General features: G+C 54.7%; 16 protein-coding genes, 4 tRNA genes and 2 rRNA genes (1 of these 22 running past the window's edge). 21 read left to right on the forward strand and 1 reads right to left on the reverse strand.

Annotation, left to right across the window (positions count from 1 at the left end; translation table 11 throughout):
- The 8 genes from ACYZT6_RS30310 to ACYZT6_RS30345 all read left to right on the forward strand — a co-directional run.
- Positions 1–1,803, forward strand: a 23S ribosomal RNA gene (locus ACYZT6_RS30310); it begins 1,089 nt to the left of the window's first position.
- Between the two features lie 174 nt (positions 1,804–1,977).
- Positions 1,978–2,093, forward strand: a 5S ribosomal RNA gene (gene rrf / locus ACYZT6_RS30315).
- 135 nt (positions 2,094–2,228) lie between these two features.
- Positions 2,229–3,188, forward strand: coding sequence for a bifunctional biotin--[acetyl-CoA-carboxylase] ligase/biotin operon repressor BirA (gene birA / locus ACYZT6_RS30320; RefSeq protein ID WP_462029809.1), 960 nt, complete (start codon positions 2,229–2,231; stop codon positions 3,186–3,188).
- Entirely contained in the window at positions 3,178–3,927 is a 750-nt protein-coding gene (locus tag ACYZT6_RS30325; protein WP_462029810.1) for a pantothenate kinase, read from the forward strand. The genes birA and ACYZT6_RS30325 overlap by 11 nt, the downstream gene beginning before the upstream one ends.
- Before the next feature lie 7 nt (positions 3,928–3,934).
- Positions 3,935–4,381 carry a hypothetical protein gene (locus ACYZT6_RS30330; protein ID WP_462029811.1) on the forward strand — a complete coding sequence of 149 codons (447 nt, stop codon included), beginning with the start codon at positions 3,935–3,937 and terminating at the stop codon, positions 4,379–4,381.
- 143 nt (positions 4,382–4,524) lie between these two features.
- Positions 4,525–4,609: transfer RNA gene (locus ACYZT6_RS30335), tRNA-Tyr, on the forward strand.
- A 24-nt stretch (positions 4,610–4,633) separates the two neighbouring features.
- A tRNA-Gly gene (locus tag ACYZT6_RS30340) sits at positions 4,634–4,707 on the forward strand.
- Positions 4,708–4,733: 26 nt separating this feature from the next.
- Positions 4,734–4,809, forward strand: a tRNA-Thr gene (locus tag ACYZT6_RS30345).
- Here ACYZT6_RS30345 and ACYZT6_RS30350 read toward each other — a convergent pair.
- Positions 4,788–4,958, reverse strand: coding sequence for a hypothetical protein (locus tag ACYZT6_RS30350; protein ID WP_462029812.1), 171 nt, complete (start codon positions 4,956–4,958; stop codon positions 4,788–4,790). The genes ACYZT6_RS30345 and ACYZT6_RS30350 overlap by 22 nt on opposite strands.
- A 23-nt stretch (positions 4,959–4,981) precedes the next feature.
- On the opposite strand from ACYZT6_RS30350, the gene ACYZT6_RS30355 reads away from it, so the two are divergent.
- The 13 genes from ACYZT6_RS30355 to tuf all read left to right on the forward strand — a co-directional run bounded on the left by ACYZT6_RS30355 (position 4,982) and on the right by tuf (position 21,497).
- Positions 4,982–5,057: transfer RNA gene (locus ACYZT6_RS30355), tRNA-Trp, on the forward strand.
- Between the two features lie 45 nt (positions 5,058–5,102).
- Positions 5,103–5,471, forward strand: coding sequence for a preprotein translocase subunit SecE (gene secE, locus ACYZT6_RS30360; protein ID WP_090179217.1), 369 nt, complete (start codon positions 5,103–5,105; stop codon positions 5,469–5,471).
- A gap of 9 nt (positions 5,472–5,480) precedes the next feature.
- Complete coding sequence (nusG, locus tag ACYZT6_RS30365; protein WP_007896622.1) at positions 5,481–6,014, forward strand: transcription termination/antitermination protein NusG; 534 nt, start codon at positions 5,481–5,483, stop codon at positions 6,012–6,014.
- A 116-nt stretch (positions 6,015–6,130) separates the two neighbouring features.
- Positions 6,131–6,562: a 50S ribosomal protein L11 gene (rplK, locus tag ACYZT6_RS30370; RefSeq protein WP_003210097.1), complete on the forward strand. Its 432-nt coding sequence runs from the start codon at positions 6,131–6,133 to the stop codon at positions 6,560–6,562.
- Positions 6,562–7,257, forward strand: coding sequence for a 50S ribosomal protein L1 (rplA, locus tag ACYZT6_RS30375; RefSeq protein ID WP_007896626.1), 696 nt, complete (start codon positions 6,562–6,564; stop codon positions 7,255–7,257). Before rplK ends, rplA begins: the two co-directional genes overlap by 1 nt.
- A gap of 198 nt (positions 7,258–7,455) precedes the next feature.
- A complete protein-coding gene (gene rplJ / locus ACYZT6_RS30380; protein WP_010467255.1) occupies positions 7,456–7,956 on the forward strand; it encodes a 50S ribosomal protein L10 in 501 nt (166 codons plus the stop codon).
- A gap of 80 nt (positions 7,957–8,036) precedes the next feature.
- Positions 8,037–8,402: a 50S ribosomal protein L7/L12 gene (gene rplL / locus ACYZT6_RS30385; RefSeq protein ID WP_010467258.1), complete on the forward strand. Its 366-nt coding sequence runs from the start codon at positions 8,037–8,039 to the stop codon at positions 8,400–8,402.
- Positions 8,403–8,622: 220 nt separating this feature from the next.
- A complete protein-coding gene (gene rpoB, locus ACYZT6_RS30390) occupies positions 8,623–12,696 on the forward strand; it encodes a DNA-directed RNA polymerase subunit beta (protein WP_462029813.1) in 4,074 nt (1,357 codons plus the stop codon).
- 64 nt (positions 12,697–12,760) lie between these two features.
- A complete protein-coding gene (gene rpoC, locus ACYZT6_RS30395; protein WP_007896632.1) occupies positions 12,761–16,960 on the forward strand; it encodes a DNA-directed RNA polymerase subunit beta' in 4,200 nt (1,399 codons plus the stop codon).
- A 216-nt stretch (positions 16,961–17,176) separates the two neighbouring features.
- Entirely contained in the window at positions 17,177–17,548 is a 372-nt protein-coding gene (gene rpsL / locus ACYZT6_RS30400; protein ID WP_002555494.1) for a 30S ribosomal protein S12, read from the forward strand.
- Positions 17,549–17,665: 117 nt separating this feature from the next.
- Positions 17,666–18,136, forward strand: coding sequence for a 30S ribosomal protein S7 (rpsG, locus tag ACYZT6_RS30405; RefSeq protein ID WP_002555493.1), 471 nt, complete (start codon positions 17,666–17,668; stop codon positions 18,134–18,136).
- A 30-nt stretch (positions 18,137–18,166) separates the two neighbouring features.
- The gene (fusA, locus tag ACYZT6_RS30410) at positions 18,167–20,272 is read left to right on the forward strand and encodes an elongation factor G (RefSeq protein WP_438662389.1); all 2,106 of its coding nucleotides are present in this window, start codon (positions 18,167–18,169) and stop codon (positions 20,270–20,272) included.
- A gap of 31 nt (positions 20,273–20,303) precedes the next feature.
- Complete coding sequence (gene tuf, locus ACYZT6_RS30415) at positions 20,304–21,497, forward strand: elongation factor Tu (protein ID WP_007896660.1); 1,194 nt, start codon at positions 20,304–20,306, stop codon at positions 21,495–21,497.
- Positions 21,498–21,568 lie beyond the last annotated feature (71 nt).

Genomic DNA, 21,568 nt, shown 5'->3' on the forward strand with positions numbered 1-21,568 from the left:
GCTCACTAGTCGAGTCGGCCTGCGCGGAAGATGTAACGGGGCTCAAACCATACACCGAAGCTACGGGTATCACTTAGGTGATGCGGTAGAGGAGCGTTCTGTAAGCCTGTGAAGGTGAGTTGAGAAGCTTGCTGGAGGTATCAGAAGTGCGAATGCTGACATGAGTAACGACAATGGGTGTGAAAAACACCCACGCCGAAAGACCAAGGTTTCCTGCGCAACGTTAATCGACGCAGGGTTAGTCGGTCCCTAAGGCGAGGCTGAAAAGCGTAGTCGATGGAAAACAGGTTAATATTCCTGTACTTCTGGTTATTGCGATGGAGGGACGGAGAAGGCTAGGCCAGCTTGGCGTTGGTTGTCCAAGTTTAAGGTGGTAGGCTGGAATCTTAGGTAAATCCGGGATTCTAAGGCCGAGAGCTGATGACGAGTGTTCTTTTAGAACACGAAGTGGTTGATGCCATGCTTCCAAGAAAAGCTTCTAAGCTTCAGGTAACCAGGAACCGTACCCCAAACCGACACAGGTGGTTGGGTAGAGAATACCAAGGCGCTTGAGAGAACTCGGGTGAAGGAACTAGGCAAAATGGCACCGTAACTTCGGGAGAAGGTGCGCCGGTGAGGGTGAAGCATTTACTGCGTAAGCCCATGCCGGTCGAAGATACCAGGCCGCTGCGACTGTTTATTAAAAACACAGCACTCTGCAAACACGAAAGTGGACGTATAGGGTGTGACGCCTGCCCGGTGCCGGAAGGTTAATTGATGGGGTTAGCTAACGCGAAGCTCTTGATCGAAGCCCCGGTAAACGGCGGCCGTAACTATAACGGTCCTAAGGTAGCGAAATTCCTTGTCGGGTAAGTTCCGACCTGCACGAATGGCGTAACGATGGCGGCGCTGTCTCCACCCGAGACTCAGTGAAATTGAAATCGCTGTGAAGATGCAGTGTATCCGCGGCTAGACGGAAAGACCCCGTGAACCTTTACTATAGCTTTGCACTGGACTTTGAATTTGCTTGTGTAGGATAGGTGGGAGGCTTTGAAGCGTGGACGCCAGTTCGCGTGGAGCCAACCTTGAAATACCACCCTGGCAACTTTGAGGTTCTAACTCAGGTCCGTTATCCGGATCGAGGACAGTGTATGGTGGGTAGTTTGACTGGGGCGGTCTCCTCCTAAAGAGTAACGGAGGAGTACGAAGGTGCGCTCAGACCGGTCGGAAATCGGTCGTAGAGTATAAAGGCAAAAGCGCGCTTGACTGCGAGACAGACACGTCGAGCAGGTACGAAAGTAGGTCTTAGTGATCCGGTGGTTCTGTATGGAAGGGCCATCGCTCAACGGATAAAAGGTACTCCGGGGATAACAGGCTGATACCGCCCAAGAGTTCATATCGACGGCGGTGTTTGGCACCTCGATGTCGGCTCATCACATCCTGGGGCTGAAGCCGGTCCCAAGGGTATGGCTGTTCGCCATTTAAAGTGGTACGCGAGCTGGGTTTAGAACGTCGTGAGACAGTTCGGTCCCTATCTGCCGTGGACGTTTGAGATTTGAGAGGGGCTGCTCCTAGTACGAGAGGACCGGAGTGGACGAACCTCTGGTGTTCCGGTTGTCACGCCAGTGGCATTGCCGGGTAGCTATGTTCGGAATAGATAACCGCTGAAAGCATCTAAGCGGGAAACTAGCCTCAAGATGAGATCTCACTGGGACCTTGAGTCCCCTGAAGGGCCGTCGAAGACTACGACGTTGATAGGTTGGGTGTGTAAGCGCTGTGAGGCGTTGAGCTAACCAATACTAATTGCCCGTGAGGCTTGACCATATAACACCCAAGCAATTTGACTACTCGAAAGAGCATCAGATTGCGGTGTGTGAAGACGAAACGAACCGAAAGTTCGACTGTACTCACAAAAGCAGCACAAAACACCGAAAGCTATCACATACCCATTCGCTGGAGCGTGAACCTGCAAAGGCCCACGACCTGGCTACCGAATTTCTTGACGACCATAGAGCATTGGAACCACCTGATCCCATCCCGAACTCAGCAGTGAAACGATGCATCGCCGATGGTAGTGTGGGGTTTCCCCATGTGAGAGTAGGTCATCGTCAAGATTAAATTCCGAAACCCCAATTGCGAAAGCAGTTGGGGTTTTGTTTTGTCCGCAGGAAAGTACTGGCTCTCGGGTTTTCTATGCAACGGCTCGGGGCATGGCTATCATGCGGGCCTCATTGTGAGGCGAGACTTGCATGCTGACGTTGTTAAAGCTTCTTAAGGATGGCAAGTTCCATTCGGGTCAGGCTCTGGGCATCGCCTTGGGTATCAGTCGTAGTGCGGTATGGAAGCAGCTGCAGCATTTAGAGGCTGAGCTCGGCTTGTCCATCCACAAGGTGCGGGGTCGCGGCTATCAAATGGCTGCGCCATTGACGCTGCTTGATCCTGTCGACATAAAAGAGCAGGCGCCCTCGTGTGACTGGCCTATTCTGGTCTTCGATTCAATTGACTCCACTAACGCTGAAGCCTTGCGCGCAATCGAGCGTGGCCAGGCTGCGCCATTTTTGGTGCTCTCCGAACGGCAGACTGCGGGGCGTGGCCGACGTGGCCGTAATTGGGCCAGTCCTTTCGCGGAAAACATCTATTACAGCCTCGTGTTGCGCATAGAGGGTGGAATGCGTCAGCTCGAGGGTTTGAGTCTTGTGGTTGGGCTTGCCGTCATGCAGGCTTTGCGAGATCTCGGTATTCCGGGCGCGGGCTTGAAGTGGCCCAACGATGTTTTGGTTGGCCAGAAAAAAATTGCCGGAATATTGCTCGAGTTGGTGGGTGATCCTGCTGATGTGTGTCACGTGGTGCTGGGTGTTGGAATTAATGTGAACATGCAGTCGACCGATGAGATTGATCAGCAATGGACATCCATGCGGCTCGAGTCGGGCAGGGTGTTTGATCGCAATCACCTCGTCGCGCAATTGGGGTTAATGCTTCAGAAGTATCTGGCTCGTCATCAGATCGATGGGTTTTCCGCCATCCAGCGGGAATGGGAGCAGAACCATCTTTGGCAAGGGCGGGCAGTCTCGTTGATTGCTGGTGTTAACCAGATAGATGGTGAGGTGTTGGGTATCGACAGTCAGGGTGCCTTGCGCTTGAAGGTAGATGGTGTGGAAAAAGTCTTTAGTGGTGGTGAGCTCAGCCTGAGGTTGCGTGATGATTCTTGAGCTCGACTGTGGAAACAGTTTTATAAAATGGCGCGTTCTCCATGCGGATGCCAAGCGGGTGTTTGGTGAGGGCGTGGTGGATTCGGATCTCGCATTGCTGGAAAGCCTGGATGAACTTGAGGGGCTGACCCTCAAGCAGTGCCGGTTGGTCAGCGTCAGAACGACCGAAGAGACCGGTGCGTTGACTTCTCTGCTGACGCAAGCGTTCTCTGTGTCCGCGATATGCGCTGCGCCGGCGCGAGAAATGGCTGGCGTTCGAAATGGGTACGAGGAGTTCGAGCGGTTAGGGCTTGATCGCTGGCTCGCGATGCTCGGTGGATTTCATCTGGCCGCAGGAGCCTGCCTGGTACTTGATTTCGGAACTGCAGTGACTGCTGATTTCATTGCGGGGGATGGAGAGCATCTTGGCGGGTTTATCTGTCCAGGGATGCCTTTGATGCGCAACCAGTTACGAACACATACGCGCAAGATTCGCTACGGTGATATTGCTGCCGAGCGCGCCCTGGAAAGCCTCGTACCTGGCCGTACAACTGTCGAAGCGGTTGAGCGGGGATGTTCGCTTATGCTGAGGGGCTTCGTCCTGACCCAGCTGGAAATGGCGCATAGTTATTGGGGGGAGGATTTTGCTGTATTCCTCACGGGAGGTGATGCGGCGCTCGTCTCTGAAATCGTGCCCGATGCCAGGCTGATTCCCGACCTGGTATTTGTAGGTCTGGCGATGGCATGTCCTTTGTCTTGAGGTTTTTATGCGTTGGTTGTTCCTGCTGCTACTGGTTCTCAATGTCTTCTATTACGTCTGGCATCAACAAGAAGCTCCGCTGCGTGCCAAAGACGTTACGCCGTTGAGTTTGTATCGAGGATCGCAGCAGGATATCCGCTTGCTGAGCGAGGCGACTGATGCGGCTCGTGAGAAAGGAAAGTCAACGTCGACGTCGGCGGACAGTGGGTGTCTCTATTTGGGTGGCTTTACTCGTCAGGAGATCGCACTGGCAGCTGAGCGGCGATTGGGTGGGATGGATATCAAATTTCAGTCTTTGCCAAAAGACTCCTCTGCTTCCGCAGGTTACTGGGTCCGCGTAGCGCCCGAAAGCCGTCGTTTGGTGGATGATCTTCAGCTGCTGAACCTTTCCAGAGAATTCAATGAGTTAAAACATAAAATAATGCCGTGCGAGGGGGTTGCGCCTGCGGAATAGTTTGCATAGAATGGCGCCCGCTTCGCAGTGAAGACATTTAAAGGTCGACGGTGCAAAGCGGTGTCAATGCAGCTAACCTCAGGTTTTTTAATGAGAAAATGCTTGACAGAAGGTCGGCATGATATAGAATGCCGGCTCGCTTAGGAGGGGTTCCCGAGCGGCCAAAGGGATCAGACTGTAAATCTGACGTCTACGACTTCGAAGGTTCGAATCCTTCCCCCTCCACCATTTTTAGCGAGAGCTGCAAGCTCCGCGGGTATAGTTTAGTGGTAGAACCTCAGCCTTCCAAGCTGATGATGCGGGTTCGATTCCCGCTACCCGCTCCAAGTTTGCAGATCCTGCAAAGTGTTACGCTCTTGTAGCTCAGTTGGTAGAGCACACCCTTGGTAAGGGTGAGGTCAGCGGTTCAAATCCGCTCAAGAGCTCCATATAACAAGGCAGATATGAAAATATCTGCCTTTGTTTTAATGGTTGCGGTCGCATCTTGTTGTTTTTTCTGGGTGATCGTGCGGGTGGTTTTGGTGGTGAAGCCAAGGCTGCCGAGTAAATTGTTGTAATGTCTTTTTCGGGTCGGCATAATGGTCGGCCTGATTTTGTTTTAGGTCAGTAGCTCAATTGGCAGAGCGACGGTCTCCAAAACCGTAGGTTGGGGGTTCGATTCCCTCCTGACCTGCCAGATTCACTTGGTGTGTCTGGCTTTCTTTTCACAGGATCTTCATAGATGACTCCTAAAGCTGAAGTTCAAGGCTCTCGCTTCGATCTGCTCAAGTGGCTTGTAGTAGTCGCCTTGGTGGTTGTTGGCGTTGTTGGCAATCAGTATTACTCAGCATCGCCGATCCTGTATCGCGTACTTGCATTGCTCGCCATTGCTGCTGTAGCTGCCTTTGTAGGCCTGCAGACAGTCAAGGGCAAGTCTTTCTTCGTACTGGTTAAGGAAGCTCGCACCGAAATTCGTAAAGTCGTATGGCCAACTCGCCAAGAAACCACGCAGACCACGCTGATTGTTGTGGCTGTTGTCCTGGTTATGGCGTTGCTGTTGTGGGGGCTAGATTCCCTGCTCGGCTGGCTTGTTTCCTTGATTGTCGGCTAAGGGTGTCCCGTGGCTAAGCGTTGGTACGTTGTGCATGCTTACTCCGGTTACGAGAAGCATGTCATGCGCTCGTTAGTAGAGCGCGTAAAGCTGGCTGGCATGGAAGATGGCTTTGGCGAAATTCTGGTTCCCACTGAAGAAGTGGTTGAAATGCGTAATGGCCAGAAACGCAAAAGCGAGCGCAAGTTCTTCCCAGGTTATGTGCTGGTTCAGATGGACATGAATGAGGGTACTTGGCACTTGGTCAAGGATACTCCTCGGGTGATGGGTTTCATCGGCGGTACCGCTGATAAGCCTGCACCGATCACAGATAAAGAGGCAGAAGCGATTCTGCGTCGCGTTGCTGATGGTAGCGACAAGCCGAAGCCGAAGACGTTGTTCGAGCCGGGTGAGTCGGTACGTGTCAATGACGGTCCGTTTGCCGATTTCACTGGCACGGTCGAAGAAGTTAACTACGAAAAGAGCCGGATCCAAGTGGCGGTGCTCATTTTCGGTCGCTCTACTCCGGTAGAGTTAGAGTTCAGTCAGGTCGAAAAGGTCTAGCTGAACAAGCATCCCAACCCCGCAGCCTAGGCTGTGGGGTTTTGTCGTCACTGGGATAAACGCGCAAGTAACCGGGGAGCCTTTCGAGGCGTTCGAACCCGTAATTGGAGTGCCTCATGGCCAAGAAGATTACCGCTTACATCAAGCTGCAAGTGAAGGCCGCTCAGGCTAACCCAAGCCCACCTGTTGGTCCTGCTTTGGGTCAGCACGGCGTGAACATCATGGAATTCTGCAAGGCTTTCAACGCCCGTACTCAGGGTATTGAACCAGGTCTGCCGACTCCAGTGATCATCACTGTCTACAGCGACCGTAGCTTCACTTTCGAAACCAAATCCACCCCTGCTTCGGTTCTGCTGAAGAAGGCTGCTGGTCTGACTAGCGGTTCCGCTCGTCCGAACACCGTTAAGGTTGGCACCGTGACCCGTGCTCAGCTGGAAGAAATCGCGAAAACCAAAAACGCGGATCTGACTGCAGCTGATATGGACGCAGCCGTGCGTACTATCGCCGGTTCTGCTCGTAGCATGGGCCTTAACGTGGAGGGTGTGTAATGGCTAAGTTGACCAAGCGTCAAAAGGCTATCGCCGGCAAAATCGAAGCAGGCAAGTCCTACAACTTTGTAGACGCTGCTGCTCTGCTGGCTGAGCTGTCGACTGTCAAGTTCAGCGAGTCGTTCGACGTTGCTGTAAACCTGGGTGTTGACCCGCGTAAATCTGACCAGGTTGTTCGTAGCGCTACTGTGCTGCCACACGGCACTGGCAAGACCGTTCGCGTAGCTGTGTTCACCCAGGGTCCAGCTGCTGAGGCCGCTTTGGCTGCCGGCGCTGACCGTGTAGGTATGGACGACCTGGCTGCCGAAATGAAAGGCGGCGACCTGAACTATGACGTAGTTATCGCATCCCCGGATGCCATGCGCGTTGTTGGTCAGTTGGGTCAGATCCTGGGCCCGCGCGGCCTGATGCCTAACCCTAAAGTCGGCACTGTAACTCCAGACGTAGCTACCGCGGTTAAAAACGCCAAGGCTGGTCAGGTTCGTTATCGCACCGACAAAAACGGCATCATTCACACCTCCGTTGGCAAAGTCGGCTTTGATGCCGTCAAGCTGAAGGAAAACGTTGAAGCCCTGATCGCTGATCTGAAGCGTATCAAGCCAGCTTCCTCGAAAGGTATTTACGTCAAGCGCGTTACCCTGAGCACCACCATGGGTCCAGGTCTGGTCATCGACCAAGGCTCGCTCGACGCGTAAGACAGAGGTTGGCGCAAGCGATTGCGCCAATTGAAAGATTGGGGTCCCTGCCTGGCGGGGGCTATCCAAGACCGTAGGCGGCGCAAGTCTTAAACCACAAGCCTACGCAGATGGTGCTCCCGGTTCCTTACCGAATCAGACACCAAAACGACATCTGGCCTCGGTTGGATGAAACGGTAACAAGCAGGAGTTTTTCCCGTGGCAATTAAACTTGAAGACAAGAAGGCCATCGTCGCTGAAGTCAACAAGGCTGCCCAAGTTGCTCTGTCCGCTGTCGTGGCTGATGCCCGTGGCGTAACAGTAGGCGCTATGACCGGACTCCGTAAAGAGGCTCGTGAAGCTGGCGTTTACGTACGTGTTGTACGTAACACCCTGCTCAAGCGCGCCGTTGCTGGCACTCAATATGACGTGCTCAACGACGTGTTCACTGGCCCGACCTTGATTGCATTCTCCAAAGAACATCCGGGCGCTGCTGCCCGTATCTTCAAAGAGTTCGCAAAAGGTCAGGATAAGTTCGAGATCAAGGCAGCTGCGTTCGAGGGCAAGTTCCTCGCAGCTAATCAGATCGACGTACTGGCAAGCCTGCCGACCCGTGACGAAGCAATTTCTCAGCTGATGAGCGTGATTCAAGGCGCAACCAGCAAATTGGCTCGTACTCTGGCGGCTCTTCGCGACCAGAAAGAAGCCGCTGCAGCCTAAGGCTGAGCGACTCCTTTCAGCGTTTATTGTTTATTTCGATGGCCGCGTAGGCTGTCACCCCAATACAGGAATTTATAGTCATGTCTCTGACTAACGACCAAATCATCGAAGCAATCGGCGAAAAATCCGTTCTGGAAATCGTTGAGCTGATCAAGGCCATGGAAGAGAAGTTCGGCGTTTCCGCTGCCGCTGCTTCCGCTGGTCCAGCTGCTGTCGCTGCTGTTGTTGAAGAACAAACTGAATTCAACGTCATGCTGCTGGAAGCTGGCGAGAAGAAAGTTAACGTGATCAAGGCAGTACGTGAACTGACCGGTCTGGGCTTGAAAGAAGCCAAGGCTGTAGTTGACGGCGCTCCTGGCATGGTTCTGGAAGCTGTTTCGAAAGACGCAGCTGACAAAGCCAAAGCCACTCTGGAAGAAGCAGGCGCTAAAGTCGAGCTGAAGTAAGCATCGACTTTGCTCCTCCAGCCCGAGCGTTAAGCGAAAGGCTGATGGCTGGTGGCTCTTGCCACCGGCCTTTTTCCGTTATTGGCAGCCGACTGGGTCGGTGCTGGTAACGAGCTGTAACCACCCGATGCGGTGGCGCAAACCATGGGGTTTGCACGATTTTCTGGCTGCTCCCGTCGGGAGGGGCCAAACAAGCAGGTGACCAAGCTGGGGAACGCTGATGGCTTACTCATATACTGAGAAAAAACGTATCCGCAAGGACTTTAGCAAGTTGCCGGACGTCATGGATGTGCCGTACCTCCTGGCCATCCAGCTGGATTCGTATCGTGAATTCTTGCAAGCGGGAGCGACTAAAGATCAGTTCCGCGACGTGGGCCTGCATGCGGCCTTCAAATCCGTTTTCCCGATCATCAGCTACTCCGGCAATGCTGCGCTGGAGTACGTCGGTTATCGCCTGGGCGAACCGGCATTTGATGTCAAAGAATGCGTATTGCGCGGTGTAACTTACGCCGTACCTTTGCGGGTAAAAGTGCGCCTGATCATTTTCGACAAAGAATCGTCGAACAAAGCGATCAAGGACATTAAAGAGCAAGAAGTCTACATGGGTGAAATCCCCCTGATGACTGAGAACGGTACCTTCGTAATCAACGGTACCGAGCGTGTAATCGTTTCCCAGCTGCACCGTTCCCCGGGCGTGTTCTTCGACCACGACCGTGGCAAGACGCACAGCTCCGGTAAACTGCTGTACTCCGCGCGCATCATTCCTTACCGCGGTTCGTGGCTGGACTTCGAGTTCGACCCGAAAGACTGCGTGTTCGTGCGTATCGACCGTCGTCGCAAGCTGCCTGCATCGGTACTGCTGCGCGCGCTCGGCTATACCACTGAAGAAGTGCTCGACGCGTTCTACACCACCAACGTTTTCCATCTGAGCGGCGAAACCCTCAGTCTGGAACTGATTGCTTCGCGTCTGCGTGGTGAAATTGCTGTTCTGGATATTCAGGACGAGAAGGGCAAGGTCATCGTTGAGGCTGGTCGTCGTATTACTGCGCGCCACATCAACCAGATCGAAAAAGCCGGTCTCAAAACCCTGGAAGTGCCACTGGACTACGTCCTGGGTCGCACTACCGCCAAGGCCATCGTGCATCCGGCAACCGGCGAAATCCTGGCAGAGTGCAACACCGAGCTGAACACTGAGATCCTGGCCAAAATTGCCAAGGCTCAGGTTGTTCGCATCGAAACTCTGTACACCAACGATATCGACTGCGGTCCGTTCGTCTCCGACACACTGAAGATCGACTCCACCAGCAACCAATTGGAAGCGCTGGTCGAGATCTATCGCATGATGCGTCCAGGCGAGCCACCAACCAAAGACGCTGCCGAGACTCTGTTCAACAACCTGTTCTTCAGCCCTGAGCGCTATGACCTGTCTGCGGTCGGCCGGATGAAGTTCAACCGTCGTATCGGTCGTACCGAGATCGAAGGTTCGGGCGTGTTGTGCAAAGAAGACATCGTCGCGGTACTGAAGACTCTGGTCGACATCCGTAACGGTAAAGGCATCGTCGATGACATCGACCACCTGGGTAACCGTCGTGTTCGCTGCGTAGGCGAAATGGCCGAGAACCAGTTCCGCGTTGGCCTGGTACGTGTAGAGCGTGCGGTCAAAGAGCGTCTGTCGATGGCTGAAAGCGAAGGCCTGATGCCGCAAGATCTGATCAACGCCAAGCCAGTGGCTGCGGCGGTGAAAGAGTTCTTCGGTTCCAGCCAGCTTTCCCAGTTCATGGACCAGAACAACCCGCTGTCCGAGATCACCCACAAGCGTCGTGTGTCTGCACTCGGCCCTGGCGGTTTGACTCGTGAGCGTGCTGGCTTTGAAGTGCGTGACGTACACCCGACTCACTACGGTCGTGTATGCCCGATTGAAACGCCGGAAGGTCCGAACATCGGTCTGATCAACTCCCTGGCCGCTTATGCGCGCACCAACCAGTACGGCTTCCTCGAGAGCCCGTACCGTGTGGTGAAAGACGCTCTGGTCACCGACGAGATCGTGTTCCTGTCTGCCATCGAAGAAGCTGATCACGTGATCGCTCAGGCTTCGGCCACGATGAACGACAAGAAAGTCCTGATCGACGAACTGGTAGCTGTTCGTCACTTGAACGAGTTCACCGTCAAGGCGCCGGAAGACGTCACCTTGATGGACGTATCGCCGAAGCAGGTAGTTTCGGTTGCTGCGTCGCTGATCCCGTTCCTCGAGCACGACGACGCCAACCGTGCGTTGATGGGTTCGAACATGCAGCGTCAAGCTGTACCAACCCTGCGCGCTGACAAGCCGCTGGTCGGTACCGGCATGGAGCGTAACGTAGCCCGTGACTCCGGCGTTTGCGTCGTGGCTCGTCGTGGTGGCGTTATCGATTCCGTCGACGCCAGCCGTATCGTGGTTCGAGTTGCTGATGACGAAGTTGAAACCGGCGAAGCTGGCGTCGACATCTACAACCTGACCAAGTACACCCGCTCCAACCAGAACACCTGCATCAACCAGCGTCCGCTGGTGCGTAAAGGTGATCGGGTTCAGCGCAGCGACATCATGGCTGATGGTCCGTCCACCGATATGGGTGAGCTGGCTCTGGGTCAGAACATGCGCATCGCGTTCATGGCATGGAACGGCTTCAACTTCGAAGACTCCATCTGCCTGTCCGAGCGTGTGGTTCAGGAAGACCGCTTCACCACGATCCACATTCAGGAACTGACCTGTGTGGCGCGTGACACCAAGCTTGGGCCAGAGGAAATCACTGCAGACATCCCGAACGTGGGTGAAGCTGCACTGAACAAACTGGACGAAGCCGGTATCGTTTACGTAGGTGCTGAAGTAGGCGCAGGCGACATTCTGGTAGGTAAGGTCACTCCGAAAGGCGAGACCCAACTGACTCCGGAAGAAAAACTGCTGCGTGCCATCTTCGGTGAAAAAGCCAGCGACGTTAAAGACACTTCCCTGCGTGTGCCTACCGGCACCAAGGGTACCGTCATCGACGTACAGGTCTTCACCCGCGACGGCGTTGAGCGTGATGCTCGTGCACTGTCGATCGAGAAGACTCAACTCGACGAGATCCGCAAGGATCTGAACGAAGAGTTCCGTATCGTTGAAGGCGCCACTTTCGAACGTCTGCGTTCCGCTCTGGTCGGCCACAAAGCCGAAGGCGGCGCCGGTCTGAAGAAAGGTCAGGAAATCACCGACGAAGTTCTCGACGGTCTTGAGCATGGTCAGTGGTTCAAACTGCGCATGGCTGAAGATGCTCTGAACGAGCAACTCGAGAAGGCTCAGGCCTACATCGTTGATCGCCGCCGTCTGCTGGACGACAAGTTCGAAGACAAGAAGCGCAAACTGCAGCAGGGCGATGACCTGGCTCCAGGCGTGCTGAAAATCGTCAAGGTTTACCTGGCAATCCGTCGCCGCATCCAGCCGGGCGACAAGATGGCCGGTCGTCACGGTAACAAAGGTGTGGTCTCCGTGATCATGCCGGTTGAAGACATGCCGCACGATGCCAATGGCACCCCGGTCGACGTCGTCCTCAACCCGTTGGGCGTACCTTCGCGTATGAACGTTGGTCAGATCCTTGAAACCCACCTGGGCCTAGCGGCCAAAGGTCTGGGCGAGAAGATCAACCGGATGATCGAAGAGCAGCGCAAAGTCGCTGAGCTTCGTAAATTCCTCGACGAGATCTACAACCAGATCGGCGGTCGTAACGAAGATCTGGATAGCTTCTCCGACCAGGAAATCCTGGATCTGGCGAAGAACCTGCGTGGCGGCGTTCCAATGGCCACTCCAGTGTTCGACGGCGCCAAGGAAAGCGAAATCAAGGCCATGCTGAAACTGGCAGACCTGCCAGAAAGCGGCCAGATGCAGCTGACCGACGGCCGTACCGGCAACAAGTTCGAGCGCCCGGTTACTGTTGGCTACATGTACATGCTGAAGCTGAACCACTTGGTAGACGACAAGATGCACGCTCGTTCTACCGGTTCGTACAGCCTGGTTACCCAGCAGCCGCTGGGTGGTAAGGCGCAGTTCGGTGGTCAGCGTTTCGGGGAGATGGAGGTCTGGGCACTGGAAGCATACGGTGCTGCTTACACTCTGCAAGAAATGCTCACAGTGAAGTCGGACGATGTGAACGGCCGTACCAAGATGTACAAAAACATCGTGGATGGCGATCACCGTATGGAGCCGGGCATGCCCGAGTCTTTCAACGTGTTGATCAAGGAAATTCGTTCCCTCGGCATCGATATCGATCTGGAAACCGAATAACACGTGACGCGAATCGAGAGCGGGGCAGGATTGCCCGCTCTCTGCTCCGCCAGGAGGAAAGGCCTTGAAAGACCTACTGAATTTGCTGAAAAACCAGGGTCAAGTCGAAGAGTTCGACGCCATCCGTATTGGATTGGCATCGCCTGAGATGATCCGTTCGTGGTCGTTCGGTGAAGTTAAAAAGCCGGAAACCATCAACTACCGTACGTTCAAACCTGAGCGTGACGGCCTGTTCTGCGCCAAGATTTTTGGCCCGGTAAAGGATTACGAGTGCCTGTGCGGTAAGTACAAGCGCTTGAAGCACCGTGGTGTGATCTGCGAGAAGTGCGGCGTTGAAGTCGCGCTGGCTAAAGTTCGTCGTGAGCGCATGGCGCACATCGAACTGGCCTCGCCAGTTGCCCACATCTGGTTCCTGAAATCGCTGCCGTCGCGTATCGGTTTGCTGATGGACATGACCCTGCGTGATATCGAGCGCGTTCTCTACTTCGAGAGCTATGTCGTTATCGACCCAGGCATGACCACCCTTGAAAAAGGTCAGCTGCTGAACGACGAGCAGTACTTCGAAGCGCTGGAAGAGTTCGGCGACGATTTCGATGCCCGCATGGGTGCCGAAGCTGTCCGTGAACTGCTGCACGCTATCGACCTGGAGCACGAGATTGGCCGTCTGCGCGAAGAAATTCCGCAAACCAACTCCGAAACCAAGATCAAGAAGCTGTCCAAGCGTCTGAAGTTGATGGAAGCCTTCCAGGGTTCCGGCAACCTTCCAGAATGGATGGTGCTGACCGTTCTGCCGGTTCTGCCGCCAGATCTGCGTCCACTGGTCCCGCTGGATGGCGGTCGCTTCGCGACTTCCGACCTCAACGACCTGTATCGTCGAGTGATCAACCGTAACAATCGCTTGAAGCGCCTGCTTGATCTGTCCGCTCCGGACATCATCGTGCGCAACGAAAAGCGTATGTTGCAGGAAGCCGTCGATGCACTGCTCGACAACGGTCGTCGTGGCCGCGCTATCACCGGTTCGAACAAGCGTCCTCTGAAATCCCTGGCTGACATGATCAAGGGTAAGCAAGGTCGTTTCCGTCAGAACTTGCTCGGTAAGCGTGTTGACTACTCCGGTCGTTCGGTAATTACCGTAGGTCCGACCCTGCGTCTGCACCAGTGCGGTCTGCCGAAGAAAATGGCTCTCGAGCTGTTCAAGCCGTTCATTTTCGGCAAGCTGGAAATGCGTGGCCTCGCGACCACCATCAAAGCTGCCAAGAAGATGGTCGAGCGCGAGCTGCCTGAGGTTTGGGACGTTCTCGCTGAAGTTATCCGCGAACACCCGGTTCTCCTCAACCGTGCACCGACCCTTCACCGTCTGGGTATCCAGGCGTTTGAACCGGTACTGATCGAAGGTAAGGCTATCCAGCTGCACCCTCTGGTCTGTGCTGCGTACAACGCCGACTTCGACGGCGACCAAATGGCCGTGCACGTACCGCTGACACTGGAAGCCCAGTTGGAAGCGCGTGCGTTGATGATGTCGACCAACAACATTTTGTCGCCAGCGAACGGTGAGCCAATCATCGTTCCTTCGCAGGACGTTGTATTGGGTCTGTACTACATGACTCGTGAAGCGATCAACGCCAAGGGCGAAGGTCGTGTGTTCGCGGATCTGCAGGAAGTTGACCGTGTGTTCCGTGCCGGCGAAGCCGCACTGCACGCTAAAGTCAAAGTGCGGATCAACGAAACTGTCAACGATCGTGATGGTGGCAGCGTCAAGAACACCCGTATCGTCGACACCACTGTCGGCCGTGCGCTGTTGTTCCAGGTTGTTCCACCTGGCCTGTCGTACGACGTCGTCAACCAGCCGATGAAGAAAAAGGCGATCTCCAAGCTGATCAACCAGTGCTACCGCGTGGTTGGTTTGAAAGAGACCGTGATCTTCGCTGACCAGTTGATGTACACCGGTTTTGCCTATTCGACCATTTCTGGCGTTTCCATCGGTGTTAACGACTTCGTTATCCCGGATGAAAAAGCCCGCATCATCGGTGCTGCTACCGACGAAGTGAAAGAGATCGAAAGTCAGTACGCCTCCGGCCTGGTAACCCAGGGCGAGAAGTACAACAAAGTGATCGACCTTTGGTCCAAGGCGAACGACGAAGTTTCCAAGGCGATGATGGCCAACCTCTCGAAAGAGAAAGTCATCGACCGCCATGGCGTCGAAGTCGACCAAGAGTCTTTCAACTCGATGTACATGATGGCCGACTCGGGCGCACGGGGTTCTGCTGCGCAGATCCGTCAGCTCGCCGGTATGCGTGGCCTGATGGCCAAGCCGGACGGTTCCATCATCGAAACGCCGATTACTGCGAACTTCCGTGAAGGTTTGAGCGTACTTCAGTACTTCATCTCCACTCACGGTGCTCGTAAAGGTTTGGCGGATACCGCGTTGAAAACTGCGAACTCCGGTTACCTGACTCGTCGTCTGGTAGACGTGGCGCAGGATCTGGTTGTGACCGAGATCGATTGCGGCACCGAACATGGCCTGGTAATGACTCCGCACATTGAAGGCGGTGACGTTGTTGAGCCGTTGGGTGAGCGCGTATTGGGTCGTGTCATTGCTCGTGACGTGTTCAAGCCGGGTACCGAAGAAATCATCGTTCCTGCCGGTACTCTGGTAGACGAGAAGTGGGTCGAGTTCATCGAGCTGAACAGCATCGACGAAGTGATCGTGCGTTCGCCGATCAGCTGCGAAACCCGCTATGGCATTTGCGCCAAGTGCTACGGCCGCGACCTGGCTCGTGGTCACCAGGTGAACATCGGTGAAGCGGTCGGCGTTATTGCTGCCCAGTCCATCGGTGAGCCGGGTACCCAGCTGACCATGCGTACGTTCCACATCGGTGGTGCGGCTAGCCGGACCTCCGCAGCCGACAGCGTTCAGGTTAAGAATGGCGGTACCGTCCGTCTGCATAACCTGAAGCACGTTGAGCGAGTGGATGGTTGCCTGGTTGCTGTGTCCCGTTCCGGTGAGCTGGCGATCGCTGATGACTTCGGTCGTGAGCGTGAGCGTTACAAGCTGCCGTACGGTGCTGTGATTTCGGTTAAAGAAGGTGACAAGGTCGACGCTGGCGCAATCGTGGCCAAGTGGGATCCGCACACTCACCCAATCGTTACCGAAATGAAAGGTACCGTGACCTACGTGGGCATGGAAGAAGGCATCACGATCAAGCGTCAGACTGACGAATTGACCGGTATGACCAACATTGAAGTACTCGATGCCAAAGACCGTCCAGCTGCCGGTAAAGATATCCGTCCTGCTGTGAAGATGGTTGATGACAACGGCAAGGATCTCTTGCTGCCGGGTACCGACGTAATTGCTCAGTACTTCCTGCCTGCCAACGCCCTTGTCGGTGTAGCGGACGGTGCGAAAATCGCGATCGGTGATGTTATCGCTCGTATTCCGCAAGAGACTTCGAAGACCCGTGACATCACCGGTGGTCTGCCGCGTGTTGCCGACTTGTTCGAAGCCCGTCGTCCGAAAGAAGCCTCGATTCTGGCTGAAGTCAGCGGCACCATCGCGTTCGGTAAAGAGACCAAAGGCAAGCGCCGTCTGGTTATCACCCCGAACGACGGTAGCGATCCGTACGAAGAGCTGATTCCGAAGTGGCGTCACCTGAACGTCTTCGAAGGCGAACAGGTAAACCGCGGCGAAGTTATCTCCGACGGCCCGAGCGATCCACACGACATCCTGCGTTTGCTGGGTGTGAGTGCGCTGGCCAAGTACATCGTGAACGAGATCCAGGACGTTTACCGTCTGCAAGGCGTGAAGATCAACGACAAGCACATCGAGACCATCCTGCGTCAGATGCTGCGTAAAGTTGAAATCGCTGAATCCGGCGATTCCAGTTTCATCAAGGGCGACCAGATGGAATTGACTCACGTTCTGGTAGAGAACGAGCGTCTGGCTGGTGACGAGAAATTCGTTTCCAAGTTCACTCGCGTGCTGTTGGGTATCACCAAGGCGTCGTTGTCCACCGAATCGTTCATCTCGGCGGCTTCCTTCCAGGAAACCACTCGCGTACTGACCGAAGCGGCGGTAACCGGCAAGCGCGATTACCTGCGCGGCCTGAAAGAAAACGTGGTCGTGGGTCGTCTGATCCCGGCAGGTACCGGTCTGGCTTATCACAGCGAGCGCAAGCGCCGCCGTGATGCTGACAAACCGTTGCGCGTAAGCGCCAGTGAAGTGGAAGCTGCACTGACCGAAGCGCTGAACTCTAGCGGTAACTGAGTTCTGCGATAAATGAGCGTAAGGCCCTGATCGTTCCGTTCATCGAATCAAGACAATTTGTCGAGGTTGGATGAGCGGGAAGGTCGGGGCCTTGCCTTGACTGGGGACAAGATCCTCTTTAGACTCTTGTACCCCTAAATTTGGCGGGAATTCGTTCCTGCCATTTTGCTTTTCTTGCAAGACAATAGCGTCGCAAGACAACAGTGGAGCTAGTAGATGGCAACTATCAACCAGCTGGTACGTCAGCCGCGTAAGCGTATCGTCGAGAAATCCGACGTACCTGCGCTGCAGAACTGCCCGCAACGTCGTGGCGTATGCACCCGTGTGTATACCACCACGCCGAAAAAACCTAACTCGGCACTGCGTAAAGTATGCCGTGTGCGTCTGACCAACGGTTTCGAGGTTTCCTCGTACATCGGCGGTGAAGGCCACAACCTGCAAGAGCACAGCGTCGTACTGATCCGTGGCGGCCGTGTAAAAGACTTGCCAGGTGTTCGTTACCACACCGTTCGCGGCTCTTTGGATACTTCCGGCGTTAAAGGTCGTAACCAAGGTCGTTCGAAGTACGGTACCAAGAAGCCTAAGTAGTAGTGGCTTTTTGTAAAACTGATTTTCTATTTTTCTGAGTCGATAAGAGTAAGGTCGGAGGCGTCCCGAAAGGGCACCGATTCCGAGCGAACCTGAAGACCGTTTGAGGGCTTATCCATGCCAAGAAGACGCGTAGCAGCCAAGCGCGAAGTGCTTGACGATCCAAAATACGGCAGCCAGATCCTGGCCAAGTTCATGAACCACGTGATGGAAAGCGGCAAGAAAGCCGTTGCCGAGCGTATCGTTTATGGCGCGCTGGAAAAGGTTAAAGAACGCAAGAACAGCGATCCCCTGGAAATCTTCGAGAAAGCTCTCGACGCCATCGCTCCGCTGGTCGAAGTAAAGTCGCGCCGTGTAGGCGGTGCTACTTACCAGGTTCCGGTCGAAGTTCGTCCGTCCCGTCGTAACGCTCTGGCAATGCGCTGGTTGGTAGACTTCGCCCGTAAGCGCGGCGAGAAGTCTATGGCTCTGCGTTTGGCTGGCGAACTGTTGGACGCCGCTGAAGGCAAAGGTGCTGCAGTTAAGAAGCGTGAAGACGTGCACCGTATGGCTGAAGCCAACAAGGCTTTCTCGCACTACCGCTTCTAATTTTAGCGTCACTAATTTTGCGAGGGCTTTATGGCTCGTACAACACCGATTAACCGCTACCGTAACATTGGTATCGTTGCTCACGTGGATGCTGGTAAAACCACCACCACCGAGCGCGTCCTTTTTTACACTGGCAAAAGTCACAAAATGGGCGAGGTGCATGACGGCGCCGCGACCACAGACTGGATGGTTCAGGAGCAGGAGCGTGGTATTACCATTACTTCTGCTGCCATTACCGCCTTCTGGCAGGGTTCCGAGAAGCAGCACAAGGACCAATACCGCTTTAACGTCATCGACACCCCGGGCCACGTTGACTTCACTATTGAAGTTGAGCGTTCCCTGCGTGTTCTCGACGGCGCGGTCGTTGTGTTCTGCGGCACCTCGGGTGTTGAGCCTCAGTCGGAAACCGTATGGCGTCAAGCCAACAAATACGGCGTTCCACGTCTTGTTTACGTAAACAAGATGGACCGTGCTGGTGCGAACTTCCTGCGCGTGATCGGTCAGATCAAGCAGCGTCTGGGTCACACCCCGGTTCCAATCCAGTTGGCTATCGGTTCCGAAGACAACTTCCAGGGTCAGATCGACCTGATGTCCATGGAAGCTGTTTACTGGAACGACGCTGACAAAGGCATGGTTCCTGTTCGCAAGCCTATCCCTGCTGAACTGCAGGAATTGGCTGACGAGTGGCGCGGCAACATGGTTGAGGCTGCGGCCGAAGCCAGCGAAGAGCTGATGAACAAGTACCTCGAAGGTGAAGAACTCACCAACGCGGAAATCAAGGCCGCTCTGCGTCAGCGTACTATCGCTGGTGAGATCGTTCTGGCTGTTTGCGGTTCTTCCTTCAAGAACAAGGGTGTTCCCCTGGTTCTCGACGCCGTTATCGATTACCTGCCTGCGCCTGTTGATATTCCTGCCATCAAGGGTACTGACCCGGATGACGAGACTATCGATCTGGAGCGTCATGCAGACGATAACGAACCGTTCTCCGCTCTGGCATTCAAAATTGCCACCGACCCATTCGTGGGTACCTTGACCTTTGTTCGAGTTTACTCGGGCGTGTTGGCCTCCGGCGACGGCGTGATCAACTCGGTTAAAGGCAAGAAAGAGCGCGTGGGTCGTATGGTGCAAATGCACGCAAACGCCCGTGAAGAAATCAAGGAAGTACGCGCTGGTGACATCGCGGCCTTGATCGGCATGAAGGACGTCACCACCGGTGAGACTTTGTGCAACGCTGACAAGCCAATCATCCTGGTTCGCATGGACTTCCCGGAGCCGGTTATCTCGGTTGCCGTAGAGCCTAAGACCAAGGATGACCAGGAAAAAATGGGTATCGCACTGGGCAAACTTGCTCAGGAAGACCCATCTTTCCGCGTCAAGACTGATGAAGAGACTGGTCAAACGATCATCTCCGGCATGGGCGAGTTGCACTTGGACATCCTGGTTGACCGGATGCGCCGTGAGTTCAACGTCGAAGCCAACATCGGTAAGCCTCAAGTTTCGTACCGTGAGCGCATCACGAAGAGTTGCGAAATCGAAGGCAAGTTCGTTCGTCAGTCCGGCGGTCGTGGCCAGTTCGGTCATTGCTGGATTCGTTTTGCTCCTGCTGACGAAGGTCAGGAAGGTCTGCAATTCCTGAACGAAGTAGTGGGTGGTGTGGTTCCTAAGGAATACATCCCGGCTATCCAGAAGGGTATCGAAGAGCAGATGAAGAACGGCGTTGTTGCCGGCTATCCGCTGATCGGTCTGAAGGCTACCGTGTTTGATGGTTCCTACCATGACGTCGACTCCAACGAGATGGCGTTTAAGGTGGCTGCTTCCATGGCGACCAAGCAACTGGCCCAGAAGGGCGGTGGTGAGTTGCTCGAGCCGATCATGGCGGTAGAGGTTGTTACACCTGAAGACTATATGGGTGACGTGATGGGCGACCTTAACCGTCGTCGCGGCATGATCCTGGGTATGGAAGACACGGTCTCCGGCAAAGTAATTCGTGCCGAAGTTCCGCTGGGCGAGATGTTCGGTTATGCGACCGACGTCCGTTCCATGTCCCAAGGTCGCGCAAGCTACTCTATGGAATTCAAAAAATACAATACGGCTCCGTCGCACATCGTCGAAACCGTTACCAAAAAACAAGGCTGATTCAGCCCCTTTAGGCTAGGAGTTAATTGTCGTGGCTAAAGAAAAATTTGACCGTACCCTCCCGCACGTCAACGTTGGCACCATCGGTCACGTCGACCACGGTAAAACCACGCTGACCGCTGCTCTGACTCGCGTCTGCTCCGAAGTTTTCGGTTCGGCCGTTGTTGCTTTCGACAAGATCGACAGCGCTCCGGAAGAAAAGGCTCGTGGTATCACCATCAACACCGCGCACGTTGAATACAACTCGCTGATCCGTCACTACGCTCACGTTGACTGCCCAGGTCACGCTGACTACGTGAAGAACATGATCACCGGTGCTGCTCAGATGGACGGCGCTATCCTGGTTTGCTCGGCCGCTGATGGTCCGATGCCACAAACCCGTGAGCACATCCTGCTGTCCCGTCAGGTTGGCGTTCCGTACATCGTTGTCTTCCTGAACAAGGCTGACATGGTTGACGACGCTGAGCTGCTGGAGCTGGTTGAGATGGAAGTGCGCGATCTGCTGAGCACTTACGACTTCCCAGGCGACGACACCCCGATCATCATCGGTTCCGCTCTGATGGCTCTGAACGGCCAAGACGACAACGAAATGGGCACCACTGCCGTTCGTAAGCTGGTTGAGACTCTGGACAGCTACATTCCAGATCCAGTCCGTGTTATCGACAAGCCGTTCCTGATGCCAATCGAAGACGTATTCTCGATCTCCGGTCGCGGTACTGTTGTAACTGGCCGTATCGAGCGCGGTATCGTCAAGGTTCAGGATCCACTGGAAATCGTTGGTCTGCGTGACACTACCGTCACCACCTGCACCGGTGTTGAAATGTTCCGTAAGCTGCTCGACGAAGGTCGTGCTGGCGAGAACTGCGGCGTTCTGCTGCGTGGTACCAAGCGTGACGACGTTGAGCGTGGCCAGGTTCTGGTTAAGCCGGGTTCGGTTAAGCCGCACACCAAGTTCGAAGCTGAAGTCTACGTTCTGAGCAAAGAAGAAGGCGGTCGTCACACTCCGTTCTTCAAAGGCTACCGTCCACAGTTCTACTTCCGTACTACTGACGTGACTGGTAACTGCGAACTGCCGGAAGGCGTTGAAATGGTAATGCCGGGCGACAACATCAAAATGGTTGTCACCCTGATCAAGACCATCGCAATGGAAGACGGTCTGCGTTTCGCTATCCGTGAAGGCGGTCGTACCGTCGGCGCTGGCGTCGTAGCCAAAATCATCGAGTAAGCTCTTTTTGAGTAAGCTTTGATGAATTGAAAAAGCCCCCGCTTAGCGGGGGCTTTTTTATTGGGTTGACA

This window comes from Pseudomonas sp. RT6P73 (assembly GCF_054897715.1).